This is a genomic window from Streptomyces sp. NPDC090499 (genome assembly GCF_044769305.1).
Taxonomy (GTDB): domain Bacteria; phylum Actinomycetota; class Actinomycetes; order Streptomycetales; family Streptomycetaceae; genus Streptomyces.
In genome coordinates, this window is sequence record NZ_JBIVXP010000004.1 from 307824 (window position 1) to 327180 (window position 19357).

Below are 19357 nucleotides of genomic sequence, written 5' to 3' on the forward strand. Positions count from 1 at the left end.
GGCAGGTTGTGGCGGCGCTGCCAGTGGGAGGTGGCTGCTGTCGGCGGGTGTCTTGAGACGCTAAGTTACGCTGCTGTGAGGCACCCCGGCAGTGCTTTCGTGTGACGATCGTAGGCCCGTGTGGACGGCTCGAATGCCAGGACGGTGGTAGTGTGCGCGCCTCGCTCCTTCAAATCGACGTAAACGAGGGTGAGTCGGTCGAATCTCGTCGGCAGCGCGTGACCGCACTGGTGCGCGAGCAGACGGACGCCGATCTCGTCGTACTGCCCGAGCTGTGGACGACGGGCGCGTTCGCCTACGAGGAGTTCGCCACGGAGGCGGAGCCGCTCGAAGGCCCGACGTACGAAGCGATGGCGAAGGCGGCGAGCGACGCGGGCGTGTGGCTGCACGCCGGCTCGATCCCCGAGCGGGCTCCGGCCGACAGCGGCTCCGCCGCGGGGGAGGGCCCCCTCTACAACACGGCTCTCGTCTTCTCCCCCTCCGGTGAGCTGGCCGCGGCCTACCGCAAGATCCACCGCTTCGGCTTCGACAAGGGCGAGGCGGTGCTGATGGGCGCGGGACAGGAGCTGGTGACGGTCCGGCTGCCCGGGACCACACTCGGCGTGGCCACCTGCTACGACCTCCGTTTCCCCGAACTCTTCCGCGGACTCGTCGACGCCGGTGCCGAGACGCTCGTGGTCTCGGCGGGCTGGCCCGAGCGGCGACGCGCGCACTGGACGCTGCTGGCCCAGGCGCGGGCGGTCGAGAACCAGGCGTTCGTGCTCGCGTGTGGAACGGCCGGGACGCACGCCGGAGTTCCGCAGGCCGGTCACTCGATCGTGGTCGATCCGTGGGGCGAGGTGCTGGCCGAGGCGGGCGCCGGCGAGGAGATCCTCACCGTCGACCTCGACCCTGCGAGGGTCGCCGCGACCCGCGAACAGTTCCCGGCCCTCAAGGACCGCCTCCTCGGCCTGGCTCCGCCGCGCCGGCGCTAGCCCCCCAGCCCCTGGTCCCTTAACCCCCTGGTCCCCTAGTCCCCCTCCCGTTCCTTGTCGGCGAGGTGGATCACGCACACCGCCACCGCGATCAGCAGCGCCGGGTCCGCGTCGTCCCGTACGACGTCGACGCCGTAGGTCTCCCGCACGTGCAGCCAGCGCCGGGAGATCACGGCCAGCAGTTCGCCGTCGTACTCGACGGCGAACTCCCGGTCGAGGATCTTGCCGCTGACGTCGAGTTCGGTGCCCTCGGCCAGGCGCACCCGGTAGTGGTTGCGCAGCAGCGACAGCCGCTTGCGCCTGATGGTCGCCAAGGGCTCGCCCTCGCGTTCGATCACCATGGTGTCGCGCAGGGCGAACATCTTCTGGTGGAAGTCGACGAGCACGCGCCCGTGCCGGTCCTTCAGCTCGAACGTGTCGCGCACCCGCATGGCCTTGCCGTCGACGAGGAAGACCTTGTCACCGCGCTCGTCCTCGATCCAGTAGTCCTCGCCGAAGCCGAGGAGCCGGTCGCGTACCAGGAATCTCATACCGCTACCGTTCCCCGCCGGGCGCCGGACATCACCGTTCGGTCGGCCGAACCGCCGGGCGCTCGTCGCCACCGGCCCTGCCCGGTGTCCCGAAGTCCGACCGGCCTGCACCGGGCCGAAATCCGCCGGGCGGACAGGTGTCCCGCAGGTGAACTTCCCGTATTGGCACGAATGTCGCCCAACCCGGGGCGAGGGTTCCGTGTCGAACGGTACGCAAGCCGTCACTGACGACCCGTGCGTTCCCGTTCCTCATGGAGGTACCTCGTATGACCCGTATGTCTCATGTGCGTACGGCCGTTGCGGCCCTCGCCCTCGGCACGGTCCTGGCCGCGCCGTTCGCCCTGGCCGGCACCGCCGCCGCGGCCACGCCCTCCGCCACCGCCGCGGTCAACCAGTACGACTGGCAGCTCACCTACAAGGCTGCCGCCGGGCAGGCCAACAAGGCCACCGTCACCGCATCGCTCACGGCGGACCGCACGGGCATCGTCTACGTGATCGACGACGTCGTCCCGATCAGTGCGGGCCACGACTGCTCCTACCCCGACAGCACGGACCACACCAAGGTCTCCTGCAGGGTCACCCTCGTGGACAGTCAGGACCCGTACGCCGCACTGATCGTGAGCCTCGGCGACCGGAACGACACGCTCGCCTACAAGAACGCCACCGGCCAGATCTACTTCTACGCCCAGATCTCACTCGGCGCGGGCAACGACAAGGCCACCGACTCCGGCCGCCTCGACGGTGCCTACGTCTCGGGCGACGCGGGCAACGACACCGTCACCGTCGGCGCGGAGGGCCTGGCCTGGGGCGGCGACGGCAACGACACGATCAACGCGAGCGGCGGCGACAACATCGTCCAGGGAGGCAAGGGCGACGACAAGCTGCACGGCGGCAGCGGGGCCCAGTACCTGTCCGGCGACGCCGGCAACGACACGATCACCGGCGGTACCGCGAACGACACCCTGTACGGCGGCACGGGCAACGACGTGCTGTACGGCAACAGCGGCAACGACAGGCTGTACGGCAACAGCGGCAACGACAGGCTGTACGGCGGAGCCGGCCGGGACACCCTGTCCGGCGGCCCCGGCACGGACGTGATCCACCAGGACTGAGACCGGCCGTCACAGGCGCCTGGCAGGCTTGTCCACAGGCGCCTGGGAGGTTGTCCACAGGCGTCTGAGCGGCTGTCGGAGACAGGTGACACCCTTGGAGCCATGACCCACTCCGCACCCCGACGCGTACGTGTCCGTGCCCCCGAGCTGATCGGCAAGGGCGGCTGGCTGAACACGGGCGACAAGCAGTACACCCTCGCGGACCTGCGAGGACGCATCGTCATCCTGGACTTCTGGACCTTCTGCTGTATCAACTGCCTGCACGTCCTCGACGAGCTGCGCGAGCTGGAGGAGCAGCACCGGGACACGGTGGTGATCGTCGGGGTGCACTCGCCGAAGTTCGTGCACGAGGCGGAGCACCGGGCGGTCGTCGACGCCGTGGAGCGGTACGGCGTGGAGCACCCGGTGCTGGACGACCCGGAGCTCGCGACCTGGAAGCAGTACGCGGTCCGGGCCTGGCCGACGCTGGTCGTGATCGACCCGGAGGGGTACGTCGTCGCCCAGCACGCCGGCGAGGGGCACGCGCACGCCATCGCGCGGCTGGTCGAGGAGCTGGAGGCGGAGCACGAGGCGAAAGGCACCCTGCGCCGCGGCGACGGCCCGTACGTGGCGCCGGAGCCCGAGCCGACCGCCCTGCGCTTCCCCGGCAAGGCCCTGCTGCTGCCCTCGGGGAACTTCCTGGTCAGCGACACCACCCGGCACCAGCTGGTGGAGCTGGCCGAGGACGCGGAGACGGTCGTACGGCGGATCGGTTCCGGCACCCGCGGTTTCACCGACGGCACGGCGGACACCGCCGCCTTCAACGAGCCGCAGGGCCTCGCACTCCTCGACGACGGCTCGGTGGTCGTCGCCGACACCGTCAACCACGCGCTACGCCGGCTCGACCCGGCCACCGGTGAGGTGAGCACGCTCGCCGGCACCGGCCGGCAGTGGTGGCAGGGCTCCCCGACCTCCGGTCCGGCCCGCGGGATCGACCTGTCCTCCCCCTGGGACGTGGCGGTCTTCGGCGGCCGGGTGTGGATCGCCATGGCGGGCGTGCACCAGCTGTGGACGTACGACCCGCGGAGCGAGACGGTCGCCGTCGCCGCCGGCACCACCAACGAGGGGCTGGTGGACGGCCCGGCCGCCGAGGCCTGGTTCGCGCAGCCGTCCGGCCTCGCGGCCACCGCGGACCGCCTCTGGCTCGCCGACTCCGAGACCAGCGCCCTGCGCTGGGTCGACCCGGACGGGCACGTCCACACGGCCGTCGGCACCGGACTCTTCGACTTCGGCCACCGGGACGGCGCGGCCGGGCAGGCCCTCCTCCAGCACCCGCTGGGCGTCACGGCCCTGCCCGACGGCTCGGTCGCGGTCTCCGACACCTACAACCACGCGCTGCGCCGTTACGACCCGGCGACCGGCGAGGTCACCACCCTGGCGACGGACCTGCGGGAGCCCAGTGACGCGGTGCTGGCCGGCGACGACATCGTGGTGGTCGAGTCCGCCCGGCACCGGCTGACCCGGCTGCGGCTGCCCGAGGAGGCGGTCCGGGTGGAGTCGGTCGCCCACCGCACCCAGCGCGCCGCGACCGAGGTCGCCCCGGGCAGCCTCCGGCTGGACGTGGTCTTCCAGGCCCCGGCGGGCCAGAAGCTGGACACCCGCTACGGCCCGTCGACCCGGCTCCTGGTCTCCTCGACCCCGCCGGAGCTCCTTCTCAAGGGCGAGGGCGCCGACACCGACCTGTCGAGAGAGCTGGACCTGAACCCGGCGATCACCGAGGGCGTCCTGCACGTCTCGGCGATGGCCGCCAGCTGCGACGACGACGAGGCCAACGAATATCCGGCCTGCCATGTGCACCAGCAGGACTGGGGAGTTCCGGTGCGGATCACGGAGAGCGGGGCGAACCGGCTTCCCCTGGTCCTGGCCGGGATGGATCAGGACGCCTGAGAACAACGCCCCGTAAGGGGCGCGGGGCTGTATCGCATATGCGGCTACCGCCGCGGGGCGCGACCAGCCCCCACGCACCCGTGCCCGAAAAGCGACCGGCTACCGCCTCCGCGGCACCAGCTTGAACACCGCGACCCCGGCCGCCACCAGCGTCGTGGCCGCCACCACCATCGCCATGCTGTTGATCCAGAGCCCGGTGGCGGCCAGGGTCGCCCCGCCCGCACCGGCCGTGCCCGCGCCGATCACTCGTCCGTACATCGTGCTTCTCCTCTGAGGGGTGCCATGTGGGGGGCGGGGTCGGTGAGGGTGCCCGGCAACGGGCTCACGTCGCCACCCACTTCTCCTCGCTGCGGCGCACCAGCCCCCACAGCGAGGAGAAGTAGACGGCGTGCTGGAAGAGGTCGTAGACCATCTCCGGGACCATCAGCGCGGCGACCAGGACGGCCTTCGGCCCGGCCCGCCGTACGGAGACGGTCTTCTCGACGACGAAGACCAGGCCGATCGCCGTCCAGAACGGCGACAGGCCCGGCCAGCCGTACAGCGAGGTGTAGGCGGCCATGTAGGTCAGGTAGACCAGGAAGGACAGCGCGCCGAACCCCATCAGGAACTGCTGCATGAAGTAGCGGGCGGTGACGCGGGTCCAGCCGTAGTCGCGGAGGTTCTCCAGCGCGCCGCGCTGCCAGCGGAGCCGCTGGTGCCAGAGTTTGGGGAGCGTCGGCATGACCTCGGTGGTGACCGCGCAGCCCGCCGGGGACATGGCCCGGTAGCCGAGTGTCTTGACCGCCTTGGTCATCTCGTCGTCCTCGGTGAGCGAGGCGAGGCTGTAGTAGCCGGTGCCGCCGCCGAGTTCGCCGGCGCGGCGGGCCGCGCGGACCTCGCGCAGCACGCGGGCGCGGAACATCGTGCCGGTGCCGGTGAGGACCTGCGCCCTGCCGCCGGTGCGCTCCAGCTCCCAGGCGTAGCGGTGGAACTCCATGCGCTGCAGCAGGCCGAGGAAGCCGCCGCCGTCCTCGCCGTAGAAGACGCCGCCGACCGCGCCGACCTTGCGGTTGAAGGTGGCGAGCGCGGTCTCGACGAACCAGGGGTTGAGGACGGTGTCGGCGTCCTGGACGAGCAGCAGGTCCCGGTCGTCCAGGTGCGGCAGCACCCAGGCGATGGCCTGGTTGAGGGCACCGGCCTTCTTGTGGGTGTTGCCCTGGGTGGGGAAGACCTGGGCACCGTGGGCGGCGGCGACGCCGGCCGTGTCGTCGGTGCAGTTGTCGGTGACGACGACGATCAGGTCGGGGCGCCGGGTCTGTTCCCAGAGGCCGTCGATCGCGGCGGAGATACGTTCCTGCTCGTTGTGGGCCGGGATCAGGACGGCGAGTCTGGGTCTGTCGCCCGGTTCCTCGGGCGCGGCGTGGGCACGGCGCGTGGCGTGACGGCGCACGGCTCGGTACCCCCTGTCGTGAAGACCTCGGTGGGTCCGGAAGCCGATCTTCCGGACCCGTCGGTGATCGAAGTCTTCACGAAATCTGTACAACTCCGGTAGTTGAACGCTGTAACGGATTGCTCACGGTTGCCTGTGATGACCCTGTGGGTCCGGTGGTGTCCGTTACACGCCGTACCCGTCGCCGTATCCGTCACGGTGGTGATGGTGCCGTTCCTCCTCGACCACTGTCGTCGGCGGCACCATGACGCGCCGGCGGCTTGCGATGCTGCTGAACGTGGCGACGCCGATGATGCCGACGGCCATCAGGATCAGGCCGACGACGTCGAGGTTGACGCCGTTCATGTGCCAGTCGGTCGCGAACGTGAGGATGGCCCCCACGGCGATGAGGATGATGCACCCGCCGAGCCCCATGAGCGTTTCCTCCCCTTCAGGTTCGGTGGTGGTTCCGGTCCACTCCGGGTACCCAGGGGCGGGCGGGCCATGTGCAACTAGCCTTCCAGGAACGCCACCAGCGCGTTCGCCAGCAGGAACGGGTCGTCGGCGCCGCACAGTTCGCGGGCGCTGTGCATGGAGAGGATGGCCGCGCCGATGTCGACGGTCCGGATGCCGTGCCGGGCCGCGGTGATCGGGCCGATCGTGGTACCGCAGGGCATCGAGTTGTTGGAGACGAAGGTCTGGAACGGGACCCCGGCCTTCTCGCAGGCGGCGGCGAAGACCGACCGGCCCGAACCGTCCGTGGCGTAGCGGTTGTTGACGTTGACCTTGAGGATCGGGCCGCCGTTGGCGCGGGGGTGGTGCGTCGGGTCGTGGCGCTCGGCGTAGTTGGGGTGGACGGCGTGGCCCATGTCGGAGGAGAGACAGACGGTGCCCGCCAGAGCTCTCGCCCGGTCCTCGTACGACCCGCCGCGCGCCAGCACCGAGCGCTCCAGCACGCTGCCGAGCAGCGGACCGTCCGCGCCGGTGTCGGACTGGGAGCCGGTCTCCTCGTGGTCGAAGGCGGCGAGGACGGGGATGCAGGGCAGCCCGGCGCCGCCCGCCGCCACGGCCGCCAGCGCCGCCGTACCGGCGTGCACGGAGAGCAGGTTGTCCAGCCGGGGGCCGGCCATCAGCTCCTGGTCGCGGCCCAGGTAGGCGGGCGGTTCGACGGGGTAGGTCATCAGGTCCCAGCCGGTGACCGAGCCGGCCGGCAGGCCCGACTCCTGCTCCAGGAAGGCGATCAGGTCGCCGTCGCGGACGTCGTCACCGAGGCCCCAGATGGGCTGGAGGTGGCGCTGCTTGTCGAGCTTGAGACCCTCGCTGCTGACCGAACGGTCGAGGTGGATGGCGAGTTGGGGGACCCGCAGCAGCGGCCGGTCCACGTCGACGAGGCGGGTGGAGCCGTCGCGCAGGCTGAGCCGGCCGGCCAGGCCCAGGTCCCGGTCGAGCCAGGAGTTCATGAGCGGTCCGCCGTAGATCTCCACGGCGACCTGCCGGAAGCCGTGCGCCCCGGTGTCCGGGCGGGGCTTCACCCGCAGGTTGGGGGAGTCGGTGTGGGCGCCGACGATCCGGAACGGCGTGTGGGGCGCCGCGCCCTCCGGGACGTACCAGGCGATGATCGCGCCGCCGCGCAGCACGAACTTGCCACCTGCGGTGCCGTCCCAGGCGTCCGTCTCGGCGACCTGCCGGAAACCGGCCTTCTCCAGCCGTGCACCGGCGTTCGCCACGGCGTGGTACGGGGTGGGGCCGGCCGCGAGGAAGGACATCAGGTCGTCGGTGTGGCCGCGATCGAAGCGGGAGGGTTCGCTCATGTGCTTCACCTTAACGACGTACGGTGGCCCGCTCCCCCGGACAGGGAGCGGGCCACCGCGGCGGACTCGGTCGGCCGGGACGGTCAGAAAGCGTCCTCGTCCAGCTCCATCAGGTCGAGGTCGACGTCGGCCGCGATCTTGCGGGCCAGGGTGACGCCCGGCAGCACGTTGGCCGCGAAGAACTTCGCCGCCGCGATCTTGCCGGTGTAGAACGCCTTGTCCTTGTTCGACGCCGTCTGCAGCTTCTCCGCGGCGACCGCCGCGCCCTTGAGCAGCAGGTAGCCGACGATCACGTCGCCGGAGGCGAGCAGCAGGCGGGTGGTGTTGAGGCCCACCTTGTAGATGTTCTTGACGTCCTGCTCGGTGGCCGCGAGGTCGGTCAGCATCAGGCCGACGATCGCCTCCAGCTCGACGGCGGCCTTCGCGAGGTGCTCGCGGGCGCCCGCCAGCTCCTCGCCGCCGGTGCCCAGCGCGAGGAACTTCTTGATGTCCTCGGCGAGGGAGTTCAGCGCCGCGCCCTGGTTGCGGACGATCTTCCGGAAGAAGAAGTCCTGGCCCTGGATGGCGGTGGTGCCCTCGTACAGCGTGTCGATCTTGGCGTCGCGGATGTACTGCTCGATCGGGTACTCCTGGAGGAACCCGGAGCCGCCGAAGGTCTGCAGCGACTGGGCGAGCTGCTCGTAGCCCTTCTCGGAGCCGTAGCCCTTGACGATCGGCAGGAGCAGGTCGTTGAGCGCGTGCTCGGACTTCGGGTCCTCGCCGTTCGCCTCCTTGACCGCGATCGCGTCCTGGACCGAGGCGGTGTAGAGGACGAGGGCGCGCATGCCCTCGGCGTACGCCTTCTGCGTCATCAGCGAGCGGCGGACGTCGGGGTGGTGGGTGACGGTGACCTTGGGCGCGCTCTTGTCCAGGAAGTTCGCCAGGTCCGGACCCTGGACGCGCTCCTTGGCGTACTCCAGGGCGTTCAGGTAGCCCGTCGACAGCGTGGAGATGGCCTTCGTGCCGACCATCATCCGGGCGAACTCGATGATCCGGAACATCTGGCGGATGCCCTCGTGCTTGTCGCCGATCAGCCAGCCCTTGGCCGGGTGGCGGTCGCCGAAGGTCATCTCGCAGGTGTTGGAGGCCTTCAGGCCCATCTTGTGCTCGACGTTCGTGGCGTAGACGCCGTTGCGCTCGCCCAGCTCGCCGGTCTCGAAGTCGAACAGGTACTTCGGGACGAGGAAGAGGGACAGGCCCTTGGTGCCGGGACCGGCACCCTCGGGACGGGCGAGGACGTAGTGGAGGATGTTCTCCTCCATGTCGTGCTCACCCGAGGTGATGAAGCGCTTCACGCCCTCGATGTGCCAGGAGCCGTCCTCCTGCCGGACCGCCTTGGTGCGGCCGGCGCCGACGTCCGAACCCGCGTCGGGCTCGGTGAGCACCATGGTCGAACCCCAGGTGCGGTCCACGGCGATCTGGGCCCACTTCTGCTGCTCCTCGGTGCCCTCCTCGAAGAGGATGCGGGCGAACGCCGGGCCGGAGGAGTACATCCACACGGCCGGGTTGGCGCCGAGGACCAGCTCCGCGTACGACCAGATCAGCGACGGGGGAGCGGTCGTGCCGCCGATCTCCTCCGGCAGGCCGAGGCGCCAGTACTCGGAGTCCATGAAGGCCTTGTAGCTCTTCTTGAAGGAGGCCGGGACCGGGGCGGTGTTGGTCTCCGGGTCGAAGACCGGGGGGTTGCGGTCGGCGTCGGCGAAGGACTCCGCGAGCTCGTTCTCGGCGAGCCGGGTCAGCTCCTCCAGGACGCTCTTCGCGGTGTCGGTGTCCATCTCGGCGAACGGGCCGGTGCCGTACAGCTTGTCGCGCCCGAGCACTTCGAACAGGTTGAATTCGATGTCGCGGAGGTTGGACTTGTAGTGCCCCATGGTGACGGCTCCGTATCCGGATCGGCGAGGCACTGAATCCTCGCGCAAGCTTTCACATACCAACGAGTAGCTCCGATGATGCTACCCGTCGGTAATAAGACGCAACCCCCATCGGGTGAAGTGTGAGAAGGGTCTACCTTCTCGCGGACGCCGCGTGTCTCGGTAGGCTTGCGCGCATGTATGGATACGGCCAGCCCATGGACGGTGGGGCCGCGCAGCAGCAGTACGCCTCGTCGCAGCAGCAGATGGCCGGCGGCCTCGGCGGGTACGGCCAGCAGGCGCCGCTGTACCCCGAGCCGTCCCCGCCCTCGCTCGCGGACGCGGTGCGCGCCTTCACCACCGGTCAGGTGACCGCCGAGGACTTCCAGCAGGTCTTCGCCACGTCCAAGGTGTACTGCCCGCGCGGCGACAACCCCGGGTTCCTGGCCCTGCACAACACCCAGCAGCCGGTGATCCCGATGTTCACCTCGCTGAAGGAACTGCGCCGGTACGCGGGCAAGGAGTCCAAGTACTTCGTGATCACCGGCGCGGAGGTGATCGACCTCCTTCCGACCGGCTACGGCTTCGTCCTGGACATGGAGGGCGAGCACCGGATGGTCTTCGACGCCAAGGCGGTCGAGCAGATGGTGGACTTCGCGATGCGGCGGATGTACGGCTGACTCCGTCGGGGGCGCCGAGATGTGCAGTCGGGTCGTGTGCTGACCGCGGCCCCGTCGTGGCTGGTCGCGCAGTTCCTCGCGCCCCTTGTGGGGCGCTGTCCTTCTGCCCTCTGAAAACTCGGGCCCTGTTTGTCACAGCCATGCCATAGGCTGGCCCCTGGCAGCCGCGCCCCGCGCGCAACCGCTCTTCCGCGGTCGTGCACGGATGTCGCGCGGCGCTCTCATCCACCCGGCGAACCCGGGTTCTCACTGGGGGTTTCATCACTGTGCGCATGCGCAGCACTTCGGTCGCGACGGCGCTCGCGGTCGTCTTCAGCTCGGCGGCGCTGAGCGTCGTGGCGGCGGGGACCGCCTCGGCGGCCGCCACCAGCGTCACCAACATCGGCGGGTTCGTCGTGGACGGCCCGCTCCAGCGGGTGTTCGTCGGCGACGCGGCGAACGGCCGGATCCTCGCCTCCGACTACAACGGCACCCTCGTCGACTCGAACGCCGGCCTGGGCAGCGTCAGCGACCTGGCCCTGTCGGACGACGGCAGCACCCTGTACGCGGCCGTGCCCAACACCCACCAGATCCTCGCCCTGGACCCGGCCACGCTGGACGTGAAGACCACGTACAGCATCCCGACCGACACCGGCCCCCGCCACCTGGCCTTCACCGGCGGCAAGGCGTGGTTCTCGTACGGCGACCAGTGGGACGGCGACATCGGTTCCATCGACCCGTCGGTGGACCCGGCGGGCGGGACCGACCCGGTGGCGATGGCGCAGTTCCCGACCGACGGCACCTCCGTCGGCCTGTGGGGCCAGGCGCTGCTGGACACCGACCCGAGCCGGCCGGGCGTGCTGGCCGTCGGCCAGACCGGCATCTCCACCGACTCCATGGCCGTCCTCGACGTGTCGGACGGCGCCCCCAAGGCCACCGCCTGGTACTTCGGCGACTACACCCTGAACAACGGCATCGGGGACATCGACCTCGTCCCCGGCGCCGACCAGGTGCTGGTCAACGGCACCGACCGGGACGCGTGGGCGGACGGCAAGTTCAGCAAGGCCGGCTCCTACCCCGGCGCGTGGAGCGCCGACATCGGGCCGAACGGGCTGGTCGCCCAGTTCAACGCCGGCAAGGTCGCGGTCTACCGGCCCGACGCCACCACGCCGCTGCGCACCTACTCCGCAGGCACCACCGACTACGCCGCCGGAAACCTGCGCTGGGCGCCGGACGCCTCGCGGATCTTCGCGCTGGTGCCGAACGGCGGCACCAGCTTCACGCTCAGGGCCCTGACCCAGCCGACGCTCAACGTGCCGACGCTCACGGTCAACGCCCCGAGCTCGGCGCCCCGCGCGAAGAAGCTCACCGTCACCGGCAAGCTCTCGGCGACGGTCCCGCTGCCCGCCGGCGCCAGGCTCTCCGTGACCCGTACCGACGTCGAGAGCCCCAGCGGGAAGGCGCTCGCCGCCGTCACCGTCAAGGCGGACGGCACGTACTCCTTCGCGGACACCCCGCCGGCCGGCGGCACGGTCACCTACAAGGTGGCCTACGCGGGTGACGCCGGCCACACCGCGGCCACCGCCTCGGACAAGGTCGCGGTCTCGCGCGCGGGCACCAGCCTGAGCCTGAACAACAACGGCAAGCTGTACAACTACGGCGCCGACGTGAAGTTCACCGCGCACCTGGGGACGACGTACAAGAACCGCTCGGTCAAGATCTACGCCGACCCCTTCGGCGCCGACAAGGGCAAGAAGCTGATCAGGTCCGGCAAGGTGGACTCCCACGGGAACCTCACCGCCTGGGTGGACATGACCCGCGACACGTCCGTCTCCGCGGTCTTCGACGGGGACGGCCGCTACGCGCCGAAGACCGTGAAGGCCACGGCGTACGCACGGGTCAAGATCTCCACCTCGCTCTCCAAGTACTACAAGACGGCGAAGATCGGTTCGACGTCGTACCGCTGGTTCCACAAGAACACCGGCCCGGTGTTCAACACGACCATGACCTACTACCCGGGCCGTGAGCACCGCCTGGACCTGGAGATCTACTACCAGGGGAAGTGGTACCAGACGGACTCCGAGTACTTCAGGCTCGGCACGAGCGGCAAGACGTCCGTGCAGTTCGACGCCCCCGGCGAGTCCGGCATCCGGGCGCGGATGCGGTCGGTGTACGTCAACGGCTCGTCCGGCGACACCGTGAACTCCACGACCTACGGCGCGTGGAACTACCTCTACTTCAGCAACTGATCCACCGATCGGGGAATGACCGGGCCCGGAGGGAATGTCCTCCGGGCCTTCTCCGTTGACGGTGGCGGAAAGTTCAACGCTCAACTAAACTGGGCGCACAAGGAGGAGCCAACATGCCTGCAGTGACTGTCGAGAACCCGCTCACTCTGCCTCGGGTGGCCGCACCGGCCGACGCCGTGGCCCGTCCCGTGCTCGCCGTCACGACCGCGCCGAGCGGTTTCGAGGGCGAGGGTTTCCCGGTGCGCCGGGCGTTCGCGGGGATCAACTACCGCCACCTCGACCCGTTCATCATGATGGACCAGATGGGTGAGGTGGAGTACGCGCCGGGCGAGCCCAAGGGCACCCCCTGGCACCCGCACCGCGGCTTCGAGACCGTCACCTACATCATCGACGGCATCTTCGACCACCAGGACAGCCAGGGCGGCGGCGGCACCATCACCAACGGCGACACCCAGTGGATGACAGCCGGCTCGGGCCTCCTCCACATCGAGGCGCCGCCGGAGTCGCTGGTCATGTCCGGCGGTCTCTTCCACGGCCTCCAGCTGTGGGTGAACCTCCCCGCCAAGGACAAGATGATGGCGCCGAGGTACCAGGACATCCGCGGCGGCCAGGTGCAGCTGCTGACGACCCGCGACGGCGGTGCACTGCTGCGCGTCATCGCGGGCGAGCTGGACGGCCACGCCGGACCCGGCATCACCCACACCCCGATCACGATGATCCACGCGACCGTCGCCCCCGGCGCCGAGGTCACGCTGCCCTGGCGCGAGGACTTCAACGGCCTGGCCTACGTGCTGGCGGGCAAGGGCTCGGTGGGCGCCGAGCGCCGCCCGATCCACCTCGGCCAGACCGCCGTCTTCGGCGCGGGTTCCTCCCTCACCGTCCGCGCGGACGAGAAGCAGGACTCGCACACGCCGGACCTGGAGGTCGTGCTGCTCGGCGGACAGCCGATCCGCGAGCCGATGGCCCACTACGGCCCGTTCGTCATGAACACCAAGGACGAGCTCATGCAGGCCTTCGAGGACTTCCAGAAGGGCCGCCTGGGCACGATCCCGGCGGTACACGGCATGACGGAGACCGGCCCCCAGGCGTAAGCAGACAAGCCGCCCGAGAGGCCTGACGCCCCCAAGCGCCAGGCCTCCCACCTCCCACCCCCGAACCACCTCCACCCCCTCGCCCCCTGTTCCCCTCGCGTCTCCACCGCCCGAGCCACCTCCACCCCCTCCTTTCGGCTTCGCGTCTTGATCGGCCGGGTCGTCTTCGCTCTCTGCTTTCGGCTTCGCGTCTTGATCGGCCGGGTCGTCTTCGCTCTCTGCTTTCGGCTTCGCGTCTTGATCGGCCGAGTCGCCTTCGCCCTCTGCTTTCGGCTTCGCGCCTTCACCGCCCGAGCCACCTCCGCCCGCCTTTCGACCTCGCGTCTTGATCGGCCGAGTCGTCTCCGCCCTCTCTTTTCGACCTCGCCTCTTCATCGGCCGAGTCGGGTGGTGGGTGGGTGGAGGTCCTGGGGGTCCAGGGGGCGGAGCCCCTTGGTACGGCGGGTGAGGGGGCGTTCACCCGGCAGGGGGTGTACGGCGGGGCATGCATCGGCCTCGCATGGTCCGCTAGGACTCGTGCAGCTGTTGCCCGAGCCCGTGCGCCGTTTCGCCGCGTGGTGTGCCGTGCTGCTGCTGGCCGCCGGGGTCGGCTACGTCGGCATCCGGCTCTGCGCCGAGTTCCGCACCGCGGTGACCCCGGTCCTGCTCGCCCTGCTCGGCACCGCCCTGCTCGGCCCGCTGTACCGGCGGCTGGTACGGGTCGGCGTGCACCGCTCCCTCGCCGCCGGGCTCACCTGCGTCGCGGTCGTCGCCGTCGCCGGCGGTGCCGTCTACATCGTGGTCGCGGCCCTCGTCGACACCGGCGACCAGATCGTCGCCTCCCTCAAACAGGCCGCGAAGTCCCTCGCCAAGCACTTCGGCGCCGCCGGAGCCTCGGTCGGCGACCTGGCCGGCAGCGCCAGGGACCTGCTCGCCAAGTTCGGCGGCACCGCCGCCTCCAACGTCATCAGCGGTGTCAGCGTGGTCGGCGAGGGCATCGCCATGGCCGTCCTCGCGCTGCTCCTCGTCTTCTTCTTCCTGCGCGACTCGGACCGGGTCGTCGGCACCATCAGGGCCGTCGCACCGGGTTCCAGCGCCGACGTGGTCGAGGCCATGGCCCGCCGAGCCTTCGAGGGCATCGAGGGGTTCATGCGCGGCACCACCGTCATCGCGTTCATCGACGCCGTCTGCATCACCGTCGGCCTGCTGGTCCTGCGCGTACCGGGGGCCGTCGGGCTCGGCGCGCTCGTCCTCGTCGGCGCCTACATCCCCTACCTCGGCGCCTTCATCTCCGGCGCCGTCGCCGTCCTGGTCGCCCTCGCGGACCGCGGCTTCGTCATCGCGCTGTGGGCGCTGGGCGTCGTACTCGCCGTGCAGGTCCTGGAGGGGCACGTGCTGCAGCCCATGATCCAGAGCCGGACCGTGCAGATGCACCCGGCGGTGGTGATGCTGACGATCACGGCCGGAGCCTCCGTCGCCGGGATCCTCGGCATGCTGCTGGCCGTACCGCTCACCGCGGCCGCCTTCGGGGTCGTACACGAACTGCGCGCCCGGTACGCCACCGGCTAGAGGTCACCGGCCGGACGACGTCGCCCGCTACGGCGTGCCGGCCTCGTACAGCTCGAACCAGATGCTCTTGCCCTGCCCGCGCGGGTCGACGCCCCAGGCGTCCGCCAGGATCTCGGTCAGGACCAGGCCGCGGCCGGAGGAGGCCAGTTCGCCGGGGCGGCGCTTGTGCGGGAGGTCGTCGCCGGCGTCCGTGACCTCGACCCGCAGCCGCCGTTCGGGGGCCTCGCCGGAGACCTCGGCGAGCAGCAGCGCGTCCGTGTCGGTGTGGACGAGGACGTTCGTGAGCATCTCGGAGACCAGCAGCACCGCCGAGTCGACCTGGTCGGGCGAACCCCAGTCGTGCAGCAGCTCGCGGACATGCTGGCGGGCCTCGGCGACCCGCTCGGGCTCGTCCTGGGCCACCGACAGCAGGGTGCGCCGGACCCGTGGCCGTACCGCGAGTGCCGCGTCGCCGCGGCAGGTGCCCGGCCGGGACAGCAGCAGGACCGCTATGTCGTCCTCGCGGCGGTCGGCCAGCGGCCCGGTGGTGTGGTGCGAGGAGGGCCCGTGCACGGCCTGGACCAGGCCGTCGGCCAGCTTCTCCAGGTCGGCGTCGCCGTGCTCCTCCATGATCGCCCGGATCCGCTGCCAGCCGCTCTCCATGTCGTGGCCGCCGGTCTCGATCAGCCCGTCGGTGCAGATCATCATGGTCTCGCCGGGTTCGAGGGCGAACCGCGTCGTCGGATAGTCGGCGTCCGGGTCGATGCCGAGCGGCAGCCCGCCCGCCGTCGGCCGCCGCAGCACCGTGCCGTCGGCCATCCGGATCGCCGGGTCGAGATGGCCCGCACGGGCGATCTCCAGCACCCCGGTCGCCGGATCCACCTCGACGTACAGGCAGGTCGCGAAGCGCAGGTCGGCATCGTCCTCGGCATAGGTGATCCCGTGCAGGAAACGGGAGGCCCGGGAGAGCACCGCATCCGGGCGGTGGCCCTCGGAGGCGTAGGCGCGCAGCGCGATCCGCAGCTGACCCATCAGGCCCGCGGCCCGTACGTCATGGCCCTGGACGTCCCCGATGACCAGGGCGTGCCGCCCGGACGGCAGCGGGATCATGTCGTACCAGTCGCCGCCCACCTGGAGCCCGCCGCCGGTCGGTATGTAGCGGGCGGCCGTGTCCATGCCGGGTATCTCGGGGCCCAGCGTCGGCAGCATGGAGCGCTGCAGGCCGTCCGTCAGCTCCCGCTCCGAGTCGGCGATGCCGGCCCGGGACAGGGCCTGCGCCAGCATCCGGGCCACCGTGGTGAGCACGGACCGCTCGTCCGGGGTGAAGGACACCTGGTAGGTGAAGCCCGCCATCCAGGCGCCCATGGTCCGCCCGGCCACCGTCAGCGGCAGGAACGCCCAGGACTGCCGGCCGAAGCGCTCGGCCAGCGGCCAGGTCACCGGGTAGCGGGCCTTGTACTGGTCGGCGGAGGAGAGGTAGACGGCCCGGCCGGTCCGGGCCACCTCGGCCGCCGGGTAGTCCGTGTCCAGCGGCATGCTGCTGAAGGGGCTGTCCTCGTCGATCTGCTGGCCGTGGTGGCCGATCATCATCAGCCGGTCGCCCTTGACCCCGAAGACGACCAGCCCGTCCGGGGAGAACCCGGGCATCGACAGGCCCGCGGCGACCCGCAGCACCTCCTCCGTGGACCGCGCCTCGGCCAGCGCCCGGCCCGCGTCCAGCAGGAACGCCTCCCGGGAGCGCCGCCAGTCGCCGGTGACCGGATGCTGCACGGCGGTGCCGGGGGACGGCTCGGAGACCTCCTGGATGGTGCCGGTCACCCGGTACACGCGCTCCTCGGAGTCGTACACCGGCCGGAAACGACTGCGTACGGTGCGGATCAGCCGGCCCTGCTCGTCCATGACCCGCAGCCGGACCTCCCCGAGGGTGCCCTCGACCGCGGCCAGCCGGGTGATGCTGGTGTTCTCGTTCCAGTCCACGGGGTGGAAACGTGACCGGACCAGTGCCTCCGACAGGACGGACGGCTCGGCCGGCAGCCCGATGAGCCGGGCCGCCTCCGCGTCCGCGGTGACCAGCCCGGTGGCGGTGTCCCAGTGCCACAGCCCGGTCGCGAGGGCGGCGAGGACGTCCTCCACGGCGGGCAGGGGCTCGCCAGTTCGCATTGCCCCACTTTAAGAAGATGAGATCGCAGAGTGCCACTGTTTCAGAGCCGCATTAATGGTGGGGAGCCGATCTTTGGGTGCCCGGTACCCTTGATGGGTCCGGGCCCCGTGCCCGTCCCGGTCGAGGGGAGCACCTCGGCGGACCACGAAGACGAAGAAGAGGAACACCCGACGATGCATCGGTACAGGTCCCACACCTGCGGCCAGCTCCGCGCCTCTGACGTCGGCACCGACGTCCGGCTGAGTGGCTGGCTGCACAATCGGCGCGACCTGGGCGGCATCCTCTTCATCGATCTGCGCGACCACTACGGCATCACGCAGCTCGTCGCCCGCCCCGGCACCCCCGCGTACGAGGCCCTGGACAGGCTCTCCAAGGAGTCCACGGTCCGCGTCGACGGCCGCGTTGTTTCACGTGGAACCGAGAACATCAACGCCGACCTGCCCACCGGCGAGGTCGAGGTCGAGGTCGGCGAGGTCGAGCTGCTCGGCGCGGCCGCCCCGCTGCCGTTCACGATCAACACCGAGGACGGGGTCAACGAGGAGCGGCGCCTGGAGTACCGCTTCCTGGACCTTCGCCGCGAGCGCATGCACCGCAACATCATGCTGCGTACGGCCGTGATCTCCGCCATCCGCCACAAGATGGTCGCCCTCGGCTTCAACGAGATGGCCACCCCGATCCTCACCGCGACCTCCCCCGAGGGCGCCCGTGACTTCGTGGTCCCCTCCCGCCTGAACCCGGGCAAGTTCTACGCCCTGCCGCAGGCCCCGCAGCAGTTCAAGCAGCTGTTGATGATCTCCGGCTTCGACCGCTACTTCCAGATCGCGCCCTGCTTCCGCGACGAGGACGCCCGCGCCGACCGCTCGCCCGGCGAGTTCTACCAGCTCGACGTCGAGATGAGCTTCGTCGAGCAGGAGGACGTCTTCCGGCCCATCGAGCAGCTCATGACCGAGCTGTTCGAGGAGTTCGGCAACGGCCGCCACGTCACCTCCCCCTTCCCGCGGATTCCGTTCCGCGAGGCGATGCTGAAGTACGGCTCCGACAAGCCGGACCTCCGCGCCCAGCTGGAGCTCGTCGACATCACCGACATCTTCGAGGGCTCGGAGTTCAAGGCCTTCGCCGGCAAGCACGTGCGCGCGCTGCCGGTCCCGGCGGTCCAGGACCAGCCCCGCAAGTTCTTCGACCAGCTCGGCGACTACGCCGTCTCGCAGGGCGCCAAGGGCCTGGCCTGGGTCCGCGTCGGCGAGGACGGCTCGCTGACCGGCCCGATCGCCAAGTTCCTCACCGAGGACAACGTCGCCGAGCTCACCAAGCGGCTCCAGCTGGCCGCCGGGCACGCGGTCTTCTTCGGCGCGGGCGAGTTCGACGAGGTCTCCAAGATCATGGGCGCGGTCCGGGTCGAGGCGGCCCGTCGCGCCGGGCACTTCGAGGAGAACGTCTTCCGGTTCTGCTGGATCGTCGACTTCCCGATGTTCGAGAAGGACGAGGACACCGGGAGGATCGACTTCTCGCACAACCCGTTCTCCATGCCCCAGGGCGGCATGGCGGCCCTGGAGACCCAGGACCCGCTGGACATCCTCGCCTGGCAGTACGACATCGTCTGCAACGGCGTCGAGCTGTCCTCCGGCGCCATCCGGAACCACGAGCCCGACATCATGCTCAAGGCCTTCGGCATCGCGGGCTACGACGAGGAGACCGTCGAGCGCGAGTTCGCCGGCATGCTCCGCGCGTTCCGCTTCGGCGCCCCTCCGCACGGCGGCATCGCCCCGGGCGTCGACCGCATCGTGATGCTCCTCGCCGACGAGCCCAACATCCGCGAGACCATCGCCTTCCCGCTCAACGGCAACGCCCAGGACCTGATGATGGGCGCACCGACCGAGCTGGAGGAGACCCGCCTGCGCGAACTGCACCTCTCCGTCCGGAAGCCGCAGCCGAAGTAGGGCACGCAGAAACAGCACAGCTGAAGGAAAGGCTCGAAACCGGCGTCGGTTTCGAGCCTTTCGTCTGCGCAGCGCTCATTCAC

The 19357-nt window shown here is 70.3% G+C and carries 15 protein-coding genes; 8 read left to right on the forward strand and 7 right to left on the reverse strand.

Features of this window, described 5'->3' with window-relative positions; all coding sequences use genetic code 11:
- The first annotated feature begins 152 nt into the window (after positions 1-152).
- Positions 153-974, forward strand: coding sequence for a carbon-nitrogen family hydrolase (locus ACIQVL_RS17095; protein WP_403475661.1), 822 nt, complete (start codon positions 153-155; stop codon positions 972-974).
- 35 nt (positions 975-1009) lie between these two features.
- On the opposite strand, the gene ACIQVL_RS17100 is transcribed toward ACIQVL_RS17095, so the two are convergent.
- On the reverse strand, positions 1010-1504 hold the full coding sequence (locus ACIQVL_RS17100) for an LURP-one-related/scramblase family protein (RefSeq protein ID WP_403428652.1): 495 nt from the start codon (positions 1502-1504) through the stop codon (positions 1010-1012).
- Positions 1505-1770: 266 nt separating this feature from the next.
- Here ACIQVL_RS17100 and ACIQVL_RS17105 point away from each other — a divergent pair, with 266 nt between their 5' ends.
- Positions 1771-2616: a calcium-binding protein gene (locus tag ACIQVL_RS17105; protein ID WP_403475662.1), complete on the forward strand. Its 846-nt coding sequence runs from the start codon at positions 1771-1773 to the stop codon at positions 2614-2616.
- A gap of 102 nt (positions 2617-2718) precedes the next feature.
- Complete coding sequence (locus ACIQVL_RS17110; protein WP_403428657.1) at positions 2719-4542, forward strand: NHL domain-containing thioredoxin family protein; 1824 nt, start codon at positions 2719-2721, stop codon at positions 4540-4542.
- A 99-nt stretch (positions 4543-4641) separates the two neighbouring features.
- Here the strand turns inward: ACIQVL_RS17110 and ACIQVL_RS17115 are convergent, their stop codons facing one another.
- From ACIQVL_RS17115 to ACIQVL_RS17135, 5 genes are all read right to left on the reverse strand, one after another.
- A complete protein-coding gene (locus tag ACIQVL_RS17115; RefSeq protein ID WP_294008171.1) occupies positions 4642-4800 on the reverse strand; it encodes a hypothetical protein in 159 nt (52 codons plus the stop codon).
- Positions 4801-4864: 64 nt separating this feature from the next.
- The gene (locus tag ACIQVL_RS17120; protein WP_403475663.1) at positions 4865-5971 is read right to left on the reverse strand and encodes a glycosyltransferase; all 1107 of its coding nucleotides are present in this window, start codon (positions 5969-5971) and stop codon (positions 4865-4867) included.
- Positions 5972-6136: 165 nt separating this feature from the next.
- A complete protein-coding gene (locus ACIQVL_RS17125; protein WP_352355642.1) occupies positions 6137-6385 on the reverse strand; it encodes a DUF6458 family protein in 249 nt (82 codons plus the stop codon).
- Between the two features lie 77 nt (positions 6386-6462).
- Positions 6463-7761, reverse strand: a complete 1299-nt coding sequence (locus ACIQVL_RS17130; protein ID WP_403428663.1) for a M18 family aminopeptidase — start codon at positions 7759-7761, stop codon at positions 6463-6465.
- Positions 7762-7844: 83 nt separating this feature from the next.
- Positions 7845-9671 (reverse strand): acyl-CoA dehydrogenase, encoded by a 1827-nt coding sequence (locus tag ACIQVL_RS17135; RefSeq protein WP_403428665.1) that lies wholly within the window; start codon positions 9669-9671, stop codon positions 7845-7847.
- 176 nt (positions 9672-9847) lie between these two features.
- Here ACIQVL_RS17135 and ACIQVL_RS17140 point away from each other — a divergent pair, with 176 nt between their 5' ends.
- The 4 genes from ACIQVL_RS17140 to ACIQVL_RS17155 all read left to right on the forward strand — a co-directional run bounded on the left by ACIQVL_RS17140 (position 9848) and on the right by ACIQVL_RS17155 (position 15197).
- Complete coding sequence (locus tag ACIQVL_RS17140; RefSeq protein ID WP_181805049.1) at positions 9848-10330, forward strand: SseB family protein; 483 nt, start codon at positions 9848-9850, stop codon at positions 10328-10330.
- A gap of 272 nt (positions 10331-10602) precedes the next feature.
- Complete coding sequence (locus ACIQVL_RS17145) at positions 10603-12558, forward strand: Ig-like domain repeat protein (RefSeq protein ID WP_403428667.1); 1956 nt, start codon at positions 10603-10605, stop codon at positions 12556-12558.
- A gap of 113 nt (positions 12559-12671) precedes the next feature.
- Positions 12672-13649 (forward strand): pirin family protein, encoded by a 978-nt coding sequence (locus ACIQVL_RS17150; protein ID WP_403475664.1) that lies wholly within the window; start codon positions 12672-12674, stop codon positions 13647-13649.
- A gap of 516 nt (positions 13650-14165) precedes the next feature.
- Complete coding sequence (locus ACIQVL_RS17155) at positions 14166-15197, forward strand: AI-2E family transporter (RefSeq protein ID WP_403475665.1); 1032 nt, start codon at positions 14166-14168, stop codon at positions 15195-15197.
- 27 nt (positions 15198-15224) lie between these two features.
- Here the strand turns inward: ACIQVL_RS17155 and ACIQVL_RS17160 are convergent, their stop codons facing one another.
- Positions 15225-17336, reverse strand: a complete 2112-nt coding sequence (locus tag ACIQVL_RS17160; protein WP_403428674.1) for a SpoIIE family protein phosphatase — start codon at positions 17334-17336, stop codon at positions 15225-15227.
- Between the two features lie 174 nt (positions 17337-17510).
- Here ACIQVL_RS17160 and aspS point away from each other — a divergent pair, with 174 nt between their 5' ends.
- A complete protein-coding gene (aspS, locus tag ACIQVL_RS17165) occupies positions 17511-19274 on the forward strand; it encodes an aspartate--tRNA ligase (protein ID WP_403475666.1) in 1764 nt (587 codons plus the stop codon).
- Positions 19275-19357 lie beyond the last annotated feature (83 nt).

Excerpts from the sequence above, each read along its gene's own strand:
- ACIQVL_RS17135 (WP_403428665.1), bottom strand. The coding sequence starts at position 9,671 with ATGGGGCACTACAAGTCCAACCTCCGCGACATCGAATTCAACCTGTTC.
- ACIQVL_RS17105 (WP_403475662.1), top strand. The coding sequence starts at position 1,771 with ATGACCCGTATGTCTCATGTGCGTACGGCCGTTGCGGCCCTCGCCCTC.
- ACIQVL_RS17130 (WP_403428663.1), bottom strand. The coding sequence starts at position 7,761 with ATGAGCGAACCCTCCCGCTTCGATCGCGGCCACACCGACGACCTGATG.
- ACIQVL_RS17100 (WP_403428652.1), bottom strand. The coding sequence starts at position 1,504 with ATGAGATTCCTGGTACGCGACCGGCTCCTCGGCTTCGGCGAGGACTAC.
- ACIQVL_RS17145 (WP_403428667.1), top strand. The coding sequence starts at position 10,603 with ATGCGCAGCACTTCGGTCGCGACGGCGCTCGCGGTCGTCTTCAGCTCG.
- ACIQVL_RS17110 (WP_403428657.1), top strand. The coding sequence starts at position 2,719 with ATGACCCACTCCGCACCCCGACGCGTACGTGTCCGTGCCCCCGAGCTG.
- aspS (WP_403475666.1), top strand. The coding sequence starts at position 17,511 with ATGCATCGGTACAGGTCCCACACCTGCGGCCAGCTCCGCGCCTCTGAC.
- ACIQVL_RS17160 (WP_403428674.1), bottom strand. The coding sequence starts at position 17,336 with ATGCGAACTGGCGAGCCCCTGCCCGCCGTGGAGGACGTCCTCGCCGCC.
- ACIQVL_RS17140 (WP_181805049.1), top strand. The coding sequence starts at position 9,848 with ATGTATGGATACGGCCAGCCCATGGACGGTGGGGCCGCGCAGCAGCAG.
- ACIQVL_RS17125 (WP_352355642.1), bottom strand. The coding sequence starts at position 6,385 with ATGGGGCTCGGCGGGTGCATCATCCTCATCGCCGTGGGGGCCATCCTC.
- ACIQVL_RS17115 (WP_294008171.1), bottom strand. The coding sequence starts at position 4,800 with ATGTACGGACGAGTGATCGGCGCGGGCACGGCCGGTGCGGGCGGGGCG.
- ACIQVL_RS17150 (WP_403475664.1), top strand. The coding sequence starts at position 12,672 with ATGCCTGCAGTGACTGTCGAGAACCCGCTCACTCTGCCTCGGGTGGCC.